This is a genomic window from Campylobacter concisus, assembly GCF_902460875.1.
GTDB lineage: Bacteria > Campylobacterota > Campylobacteria > Campylobacterales > Campylobacteraceae > Campylobacter_A > Campylobacter_A concisus_AA.
The window spans coordinates 1-807 of the sequence record NZ_CABPVR010000028.1; the positions used below are offsets into that span (position 1 = coordinate 1).

Genomic DNA, 807 nt, shown 5'->3' on the forward strand with positions numbered 1-807 from the left:
CATAAGAGCAAGCTCTTACTTGTCCGTTCGACTTGCATGTATTAGGCACGCCGCCAGCGTTCACTCTGAGCCAGGATCAAACTCTCCATATTAATTACCTAGCAAAATTTATTTGATAGGATTTTATTATGAAGTTTTTAATCAAAAAACTTTTAGTTTTATTTATTAGTTTGTCTAATCTATTATAAATTATAAAATAATAGACTGGCTCAATCGATCACTTGTTTAGATTTCAAAGATTGACTAATAGTTTAACAATTGTAAGTTAAAAGAACTTTCTGCTCTGCGTTTTGCAAAACAGAAAGTGAAGTATATAGAAGTGATGCTTAAATGCAGATAAAAATCAGGCTAATTTTTTAAAAACCCATAAAGAAATTTTGAAGTCCAACTTTTTCATTAAATATAATATCTTTTTTGTTTGGATCATATTTAAATTCGCTTAGCACTTTTTTGCCCTCTTCTTTAAAATATCCAGCAGATATCAAAGTAGGCTCAACAAAAGCTACTTCTGGAACTAGTGTATCAAAAAAATTCGCCAGACTTTCATCGACGCTTATTTTTCCACTAAGAGATAATTTATCAAAAATTTCTGACTGATTTGTTCCCTTTTTAAAGCCATTTACTGCTGCATCCAAATTTAGCTTTAAAGTCTTATCTCCTTTTTTAAAACTTAATGTATCTATTTTTATACTTGGATTTTTTTCTAATATTTGATCTATTTTCTCATCAAAATTTAATCCAGCCAAAACATTATAATTTTCTTCATTATTTAAATTATTAAGCTTGTCTAATACATTATTTAATGCA

General features: G+C 28.3%; 1 protein-coding gene and 1 rRNA gene. Both read right to left on the minus strand.

From position 1 onward, the window contains the following. Positions 1-92: ribosomal RNA gene (locus tag F3H01_RS09110) — 16S ribosomal RNA — on the minus strand; the annotation flags it as partial. A 264-nt stretch (positions 93-356) separates the two neighbouring features. Next, on the minus strand, positions 357-807 hold a 451-nt coding region (locus F3H01_RS09115), incomplete at its 5' end, for a DUF945 family protein (protein WP_149725565.1).